Raw genomic sequence first — 7,480 nt, 5'->3', positions numbered from 1 at the left:
GGCCGCCAGCTCGGCCTCGGCGGCCCGCGCGCGCTCGGCCTGGGCGTCGAGGTCGTCGGGGTCACGCCCGCCCGGCTCGGCGTCGCGCTCGGCGGACCCCAGCAGCCGCAGCCGTTCCGCCGCGAGGGTCTGGGTGCCGCGCAGCCGCTCGCGCACCGACGAGAGCCGGTACCAGACCTCGCTCGCCTCGGAGAGCTCGGGAGCCGCCGCGGCGGCCGCCGTCTCGAGCGCCCCGAGCCGCGCCCGGGCCTGCGCCAGCCCTGTCTCGACCTCCTCGCGCCGCGCCCGCAGCGCCGTCTCGTCGGCGATCTCCTGCTCGAGCGTCGCCGTGAGCTGGGCGAGGTCGTCGGCGAGGAGGCGGGCACGCGCGTCGCGCAGGTCGGACTGGACCGTCTGGGCCTTGCGGGCGACCTCGGCCTGCCGTCCGAGCGGGCCCAGCTGGCGGCGGATCTCCGCGGTGAGGTCGCCCAGGCGCGTGAGGTTGGCCTGCATCGCGTCGAGCTTGCGCAGCGCCTTGTCCTTGCGCTTGCGGTGCTTGAGGACGCCGGCGGCCTCCTCGATGAAGCCGCGGCGCTCCTCGGGCGTCGCACGCAGGACGGCGTCGAGCTGGCCCTGGCCGACGATGACGTGCATCTCCCGGCCCAGGCCCGAGTCCGAGAGCAGGTCCTGGATGTCGAGCAGGCGGCACGCCGAGCCGTTGATCGCGTACTCGGACCCGCCGCTGCGGAAGAGCGTGCGGGAGATCGTCACCTCGGTGTAGTCGATCGGCAGCGCGCCGTCGGTGTTGTCGATCGTCAGGCTCACCTCGGCGCGGCCCAGCGGCGGGCGGCCGGACGTGCCGGCGAAGATGACGTCCTCCATCTTGCCGCCGCGAAGCGACTTCGCGCCCTGCTCCCCCATGACCCAGGCCAGCGCGTCGACGACGTTCGACTTGCCCGAGCCGTTGGGCCCGACCACGCACGTCACGCCCGGCTCGAAGCGCAGGGTCGTCGCCGACGCGAACGACTTGAAGCCGCGCAGGGTCAGCGTCTTGAGGTGCACGGGGCGAGCCTACGGGCGGCGCCCCGTCCGCCGGGTCAGGCGGGCGGGGCGTCGCGCGTCAGAGGTCGCGGGGTCAGAGCGAGGGGAACCAGAGGGCGATCTCGCGCGCGGCCGACTCGGTGGAGTCCGAGCCGTGCACGAGGTTCTGGGTCACGGCCGTGCCCCAGTCCCGGCCGAGGTCCCCGCGGATCGTCCCCGGCGCCGCCGTCGTGGGGTCCGTGGTCCCCGCGAGGAGGCGGAACCCCTCGATGACGCGCTGGCCCTCGAGCACCGCGGCGAGCACGGGGCCGGAGCCCATGAACTCGAGCAGCGGCCCGTAGAACGGCTTGCCGTCGTGCTCGGCGTAGTGCTCGCCCAGCAGGTCCGCGTCGGCCGTGCGGAGCTCCGCGGCGACGAGCGTGTAGCCCTTGGCCTCGACCCTGCGCAGGATCTCCCCCACGAGTCCGCGACGGACGCCGTCCGGCTTGACGATGACGAGGGTGCGCTCGACCTGGTTCATGGCGGTCACCCTAGCGGCGCGGGGAGCGCCACCAGGTCACGGCCCGTCAGGGCGTGCAGAGCAGCCCCGACGCCCCGCCGGTGGCGGCGCCCGGCTCCACCTCGACCTGGAAGTAGCTGATGGGCCCGGAGATCGTGCCGGACACCACGGGCAGCTGGCCGCAGCTGGACGTCAGCGCGTAGGACGGCGCGTCGGTCTGGATCGCCACGACGCCGGCGCCGTCCCAGCTCCACCAGGCCGGCTGGTCGCTGGTCGGCAGCGTCACCTGGAACTCGACGGTGTACCCCGGCGCCACGTAGCCCGGGTACTGCCCGTCGATCGTGAACCACAGCTGGGCCGTGTAGTGCTGGTACCACTCGCTGCCCCACGAGAACCCGTTGGGCCACAGGCCCAGCGAGCAGCTCTGACCGGTCGGCGTGCCGCTGGGGTCGCGCACGACGCAGCCGTCGGGTCCCATCGGCGCGCTCCAGGTGCCGAGCGCGACGTCGGTGGTCGTGCGCACGTCGTCGGACCATGCGGCGGCGGCGCCCGCGGTCGCGCGGACCGCGAGGTTGACGCCGGCCAGGAGCAGCAGGACGACGGCGAGGAGCGCCGCCAGCCGGCGGGTGCCCGGGCGGGCGCTCGTGGTGCTGGGTGCGGCGGTCATGCGGGGCTCCCGTGGAAGACGATCTCGACGGGGCCGACGGCGGTGCCGGCGCAGCCGGCCGGGTCGGTCCCCTCGGGGACGCTGAAGGTGACGTCGACGGTCGTGACGGCACCGGCCGCCGCGGCGGTCGGGCCGGCCTCCAGACGCGTCGCCGCGGGCCGGACCTCGACGTCGACGCAGCCCACCTCGTCCGGCGCGGTCCAGGTGAGGTCGACCGGCACGGTGGAGGCGTTCCAGAGCTGGACGGTGCGCGTCACCGGGGTGTCCGGCACGAGCCCGGTGACGGCGTCGACGGTCAGCGGCGCCGTCGCGACGTCCGCCGCGTGCCACGTCGCGCCGCCGTCGGTCGAGCCGCGGAGGTCGACCGACGCGGCCGAGGCGGGGGCGACGGCCCACGCGTCGTCGGTCCAGGCCGCCGAGGTCCCGGCGATGCCGAGGCCGGTGAGCAGGCCCAGGCCGAGCACCGCGGCGACACCGCGACGGCGGTCGCGGTCAGCGCGCTGCGATCCGGTCACGGCGTGCTCCCTCCTGGGTCGGGTCGTCGGTCGGGTCGTCGGTCGCGTCATCGGTGGGGCCGTGAGCGGGGGCCTCCTCGTCCTCGCGGCGGCGGCGCGCCGCGAGCAGCAGGCCGAGGCCCGCGAGCGTGGCGGCGACGGCGGCCAGGAGCAGGGGCAGGGCGGACGAGCCGGTCCAGGGCAGGACCGAGGGACCGGACCCACCGGACCCGCCGGACCCGCCGGACCCGCTCACGGCGGCGGCGGCGTCGCGCAGGGCGATGTGCCCCTGCAGCACGTTCGTCGCGCGCGGGGGGATGTCGCGGACGTGCACGGCGACCTGCAGGTCGTAGTCGCCCGCGGCGAGACGGGCGCCCGTGACGTCGTGCTCGACCGTGGTGACCGCGCCCGACGAACGATGACGGAGCGTGACCTCCCAGTCGAGGTCGCCCGGGCCGGACTCGACGACGTCGACGTCGGTGACGAGGGCGTCCCGGTCCACCGTGATCTGCCACGACGTCGACGCCGACGAGCCGGGCAGCAGGTCGCTGAACGTCGCGTGCAGGGGCGTGGTGCGCGTCAGGGTCCCCGACGACGACGACGGAGACGGCGTCGGCGTCGGCGTCGGCGTCGGCGTCGGCTGGGGCTCGGGGATCGCAGAGCCCACGCCCGAACCGGCGTCCGAGTCGGTTCCCGACCCCGAGGTCGCGTCCGCGGCGATGGCCGTCAGGACGGACCCGGCGGCCAGGATGACCGCAAGGACGAGGCACAGGGCCGCGGCGAGACCGTGCGAGATCCTGGGGCGACGGGCGGTCGTCATGGCGCCACCTCCGCTCGTGCCGGCTCCGCGGGTGCGGGGTGCGCGTCCTCGGCGTCCGCGCCCGTCGACGGCCGCGAGGAGGCGGGCAGCAGGCTGAGCCCCATGAGGGCGACGAGTGCGACCCCGAGGGGGATGGCGACCTGCGGGCTCGTGAGCTTCGCGACGACGTAGCCGCCACCGGGCACACGCGCGGCGGGCTGCCAGAGGTCCTGGTCGACCACGTAGGTCTCGGCGTCCGGCGACGCGTTCGCGTCACCCTTCATGTGGACGGCCCACTGCCCCTCGCCGGACTCCTCGACCGAGACCACGCGATGGGTGACCAGGTCGCCCGTGACCGCGCTGCGGAGCGCTGCCACGTCGCCGGCCCGCAGGTCGGCGGGCTCCTGGGGCACGGCGATGAGCAGGTCGCCGGTCATGATCTCCGGCTCCATCGAGCCCGAGACGACGACGAGGGGCTGGATCCAGCCGGCCTGGGTCGCACCCCAGGTGGCCAGGCTGGCGAGCCCGAGGGCCGCGACGAGCCACAGGACGACGTCCCCGGCCAGTCGGAGCGCGCGCATCGACACCTCCTTCACTCCCGCGCGCGGTGGCAGGAGCATCCGCCGGCGCGGGTCACGCGCCGGCGGATGCCGGTGTCAGTTCCGGTTGGCGATCGAGCCCTGGAACTGGATCGTGACGTCGCCGGTCGCACCGCCGAACGTGTCGCGGTCGGCGTCGGCGGGCAGGGCGATCGTCAGGTCGACCGACGCCACCTCGCCGGGCTGCAGCGTGGCGGGGACCTGGTCGAGCTCCGCCGTCGCACCGCCCACGGCGAACAGGCCGGCGTCGCCGGTCTCCACGACCGGGTTCGCGATCGCGAGCGCGGACGTGCCCTCGTTCTTGATCCACACCGGGACGGTCACCGAGTCACCCGCGGTGAGGTTGGCGAAGACGCTGGCCGGGATCGCCACCGCGGTGCCGGCGTCGTCGGCCTCCTCGAACGTGGTCGGCTGGGTCGCGGGGTCGGCCTCGTTGAAGGCACCCCTCAGGTCGATCGCCGTGTCGGGGTCCACGGCCGAGGCGGCGGCCGAGAACCAGGCGTCGTCCGTCCAGACGGCGGTGGTCAGCGCGGCACCGACGCCCAGCACGGCGACGCCGGCCAGGGAGAGCTTGGCGAGGGCTGCCCGCTTGCGCCGGCGGTCGTCCTGCGTCTGCGGCGTGGGGGTCTCGGGGGTGGGAAGGTCGGTCACTGGGTGCACTCCTCTCGCACCTGATCAAGCCACGTCGCCACGACGCGGCGCTCTTTATGTCACCCCAGGATCAGGCGGCGGCCGCCGTCGGGTCGTAGGACATTCGTCCCTCGACTCGGGCGGCGCGGGTCGGGCGGCGCGGGCGCTCAGCCCAGGGCCGTTGCCTGCGCGCGCTCGGCGCGCTCGCGGTCGATGCGGCTGCCCAGCCGGAGCGCGACGACCCACAGCACGACGAAGATCCCGCCGACGACGAACATCATCGGGACGGCGATGCCGGTCGCGAGGAGCGCCACCTGGAGCACCGAGCCCGCCACGTACCCGGCGGGGCTGCGCAGCAGCCCGGCCGACAGCGCGAGCGAGAGCGCGAGGGCACCCCCGATCCCCCACACCACGGACGGCGGCGCCACGCGGAGCCCGAAGGCGACGAGGGAGGCGAACGCGACGACGAGGACCTCGAGCACGAGGATCGTGGCGGCGAACTGGCGCCGCGCGGATCCCTGTCGGACGGCGGGAGCCGGGCTGGACGGGTCGGTCACGGGCTGGTCGGGCACGGCCTCCACGCTACCGCCGCGCCCGTGCCCCGCCGGACCACTCAGCCCTCGCGGCCCCGGTCCGCCGGCGCCGACCCCTCGACCACGACGACGGCGTCGTCGTGCCCGACGGTCTGCGTCACCGTCGCCCCACCGGCGACGTCGTCCGCGGTGACGGCCTCGCCCCGCGCCACCATGCCGGCGACGTCGGACAGCGGGACCTCCTTGAGGAACAGCGTGAGGACGAAGCCGATGGCCAGGACGGGCACGAGGTACCAGAACGCCGGGGCGAGCGCGTCGGCGAAGGCGGCCACGACCGCGTCCCGCAACGCGGGAGGCAGCTGGTCGATGAGGGCGGGCGTCAGCGACTCCGCACTCACGCCCTCTCCCCCGGTCGGCGCGTCCGCGAAGAGCGGCTCGAGGCGTTCGCTGAGCCGGCCCGTGAACACCGTGCTGAACAGGGCGACGCCGACGGCGGCCCCGATCTCCCGGAAGAAGTTGTTCGCGCTCGTCGCGGTCCCGAGCTCGTGCGGGTCCACCGCGTTCTGCACGGCGAGCACGATCGTCTGCATGACCAGCCCCAGCCCCAGGCCGAGAACGAAGATCATCGTGCCGAACAGGAGCATCGAGACGTCGTCCGTGAGCCGGGTCATCCAGATGAGACCGAGGGTGGAGATCGCCATGCCGGCGATGGGGTACATCCGGTAGCGCGCGGTCTTGGTGATCGCGATGCCGGACCCGATCGCGGTGAGCATGACGCCGACCATCATCGGCAGCATGAGGAAGCCCGACTCGGTCACGCCGGCGCGGGTCGCCATCTGCAGGAACGTCGGCAGGAACGTCAGCGCCGCGAACATGCCCATGCCGATGATCAGGCCGACGGCGGTGGCGATGGCGAACGTCGGGTTCCGGAACAGGTGCAGCGGCAGCAGGGGCTCCTCGGCGCGCCGCTCGGCCAGGACGAACGCGAGGACCGACACGACGGTGAGCGCCAGCAGCCCCAGCAGGCGCGCGTCGCCCCAGTCGTACCCGGCGTCGCCGGAGAAGCTCTCCCAGCTCGTCAGCAGCACGATGCCCGACGTGGCCAGGACCATGAAGACGATGCCGGCGACGTCGATGCGGCGACCCGAGCGGTGCGTCGGGAGCTTGAGGGCGAACCAGGCGACGACGAAGGCGGCGGCGCCGATGGGCACGTTGAGCCAGAACGCCCAGCGCCACGTGAGCGACTCGGTGAAGTAGCCGCCCAGCAGGGGGCCGATGACGGCCGCGATGCCGAAGAGGGCCCCCATCGGGCCCATGTACTTGCCGCGCTCCCTGGCGGGCACGACGTCGGCGATGATCGCCTGGGAGAGGATCATCAGGCCACCTCCACCGAGGCCCTGCACCGCGCGCCAGATGATCAGCTCGGCGAACGTGTCGGCGAGGGCCCCGCCGATGGACGCGAGCGTGAACAGGCTGATCGCGACGAGGAACGGCCAGCGCCGGCCCCACAGGTCGCCGAACTTGCCGTACAGCGGCATGACGATCGCGATGGCCAGGATGTAGGCCGTCATGACCCAGCCCTGGTGCTCCACGCCGTCCAGCTCCCCGACGATCGTCGGCAGGGCGGTGCCGAAGATCGACTGGTCGAGCGACGACAGGAACATGCTCGCCATGAGCGCACCGAAGATCAGCCAGACGGTGCGGCGGTCGAGCACGACGAGCGGTGCGCCGGTGGTGGCGGGTGGTGCCGTGGCCATGGTGGGTCCTCGTGTCGCGCGGGCATGGTGGAGTGCTGGACAGGGCAACCGGGCATCGCGGCAAGGCGGGCCGGGCGGCGCGCACGCGGGGCGGCGCGGCAGGCAAGGGGGCTCAGGGCAGCGCGTCGTCCCCCGCCGTGTCGGTCGGCACCAGTGCAACCTACGGGCGGCAAAAAGTTGCAGTCAATGCACCGATCAGGGACTGGCCACGTCCGCGTCAGGCCTCGCCGAAGCCCTCCGTGACCATCTCGACCACGGTGTCGACCGCCTCCTGCGCCCGCGGGCCGGACGCCTCGACGGTCAGCTCGTCGCCGGCGACCGCGCCCAGCGCCATGAGGGCGAGCACGCTCGTGCCGTCCGCGCCGCCGACCCGCACGGGCACGCCGAGGTCGGCGACCCGCCGCGCGAGGAGCGCGGCGGGTCGCGCGTGCAGCCCCTGACGGTTGCGCACGACGACCGTCGCGCGCACGACGTCGTCCGCC

General features: G+C 74.3%; 10 protein-coding genes. All 10 read right to left on the bottom strand.

Annotation, left to right across the window (positions count from 1 at the left end):
• On the bottom strand, nucleotides 1-1,041 hold a 1,041-nt coding region (locus tag IDM29_RS13040; protein ID WP_188037613.1), incomplete at its 3' end, for a chromosome segregation SMC family protein.
• 73 nt (nucleotides 1,042-1,114) lie between these two features.
• On the bottom strand, nucleotides 1,115-1,540 hold the full coding sequence (gene ndk, locus IDM29_RS13035) for a nucleoside-diphosphate kinase (RefSeq protein ID WP_188037612.1): 426 nt from the start codon (nucleotides 1,538-1,540) through the stop codon (nucleotides 1,115-1,117).
• A gap of 46 nt (nucleotides 1,541-1,586) precedes the next feature.
• Nucleotides 1,587-2,186: a hypothetical protein gene (locus IDM29_RS13030; RefSeq protein ID WP_188037611.1), complete on the bottom strand. Its 600-nt coding sequence runs from the start codon at nucleotides 2,184-2,186 to the stop codon at nucleotides 1,587-1,589.
• On the bottom strand, nucleotides 2,183-2,701 hold the full coding sequence (locus tag IDM29_RS13025) for a hypothetical protein (protein ID WP_188037610.1): 519 nt from the start codon (nucleotides 2,699-2,701) through the stop codon (nucleotides 2,183-2,185). Before IDM29_RS13025 ends, IDM29_RS13030 begins: the two co-directional genes overlap by 4 nt.
• A complete protein-coding gene (locus IDM29_RS13020) occupies nucleotides 2,679-3,500 on the bottom strand; it encodes an LPXTG cell wall anchor domain-containing protein (RefSeq protein ID WP_188037609.1) in 822 nt (273 codons plus the stop codon). The genes IDM29_RS13025 and IDM29_RS13020 overlap by 23 nt, the downstream gene beginning before the upstream one ends.
• Nucleotides 3,497-4,060, bottom strand: a complete 564-nt coding sequence (locus IDM29_RS13015) for a signal peptidase I (RefSeq protein WP_188037608.1) — start codon at nucleotides 4,058-4,060, stop codon at nucleotides 3,497-3,499. The genes IDM29_RS13020 and IDM29_RS13015 overlap by 4 nt, the downstream gene beginning before the upstream one ends.
• Before the next feature lie 75 nt (nucleotides 4,061-4,135).
• The gene (locus IDM29_RS13010) at nucleotides 4,136-4,729 is read right to left on the bottom strand and encodes a hypothetical protein (RefSeq protein ID WP_182113543.1); all 594 of its coding nucleotides are present in this window, start codon (nucleotides 4,727-4,729) and stop codon (nucleotides 4,136-4,138) included.
• Nucleotides 4,730-4,875: 146 nt separating this feature from the next.
• Complete coding sequence (locus IDM29_RS13005; RefSeq protein ID WP_309232734.1) at nucleotides 4,876-5,280, bottom strand: DUF4233 domain-containing protein; 405 nt, start codon at nucleotides 5,278-5,280, stop codon at nucleotides 4,876-4,878.
• A gap of 41 nt (nucleotides 5,281-5,321) precedes the next feature.
• On the bottom strand, nucleotides 5,322-6,998 hold the full coding sequence (locus IDM29_RS13000; protein ID WP_188037607.1) for an MDR family MFS transporter: 1,677 nt from the start codon (nucleotides 6,996-6,998) through the stop codon (nucleotides 5,322-5,324).
• A 217-nt stretch (nucleotides 6,999-7,215) separates the two neighbouring features.
• Nucleotides 7,216-7,480 (bottom strand): HPr family phosphocarrier protein (locus IDM29_RS12995; protein WP_188037606.1); only part of this gene is annotated, 265 nt, incomplete at its 5' end.

The sequence above is a fragment of the Actinotalea sp. JY-7885 genome (assembly GCF_014525465.1).
In the GTDB taxonomy this organism is placed as follows: domain Bacteria; phylum Actinomycetota; class Actinomycetes; order Actinomycetales; family Cellulomonadaceae; genus Actinotalea.
The sequence above is the reverse complement of the archived record's forward strand: the minus strand, read 5'-3'. Positions and strand labels throughout refer to the sequence as shown.

What these genes read in the sequence shown, in the direction of transcription:
- ndk (WP_188037612.1), bottom strand. Translation starts at nt 1,540, where the DNA reads ATGAACCAGGTCGAGCGCACCCTCGTCATCGTCAAGCCGGACGGCGTC.
- IDM29_RS13015 (WP_188037608.1), bottom strand. Translation starts at nt 4,060, where the DNA reads ATGCGCGCGCTCCGACTGGCCGGGGACGTCGTCCTGTGGCTCGTCGCG.
- IDM29_RS13020 (WP_188037609.1), bottom strand. Translation starts at nt 3,500, where the DNA reads ATGACGACCGCCCGTCGCCCCAGGATCTCGCACGGTCTCGCCGCGGCC.
- IDM29_RS13030 (WP_188037611.1), bottom strand. Translation starts at nt 2,186, where the DNA reads ATGACCGCCGCACCCAGCACCACGAGCGCCCGCCCGGGCACCCGCCGG.
- IDM29_RS13000 (WP_188037607.1), bottom strand. Translation starts at nt 6,998, where the DNA reads ATGGCCACGGCACCACCCGCCACCACCGGCGCACCGCTCGTCGTGCTC.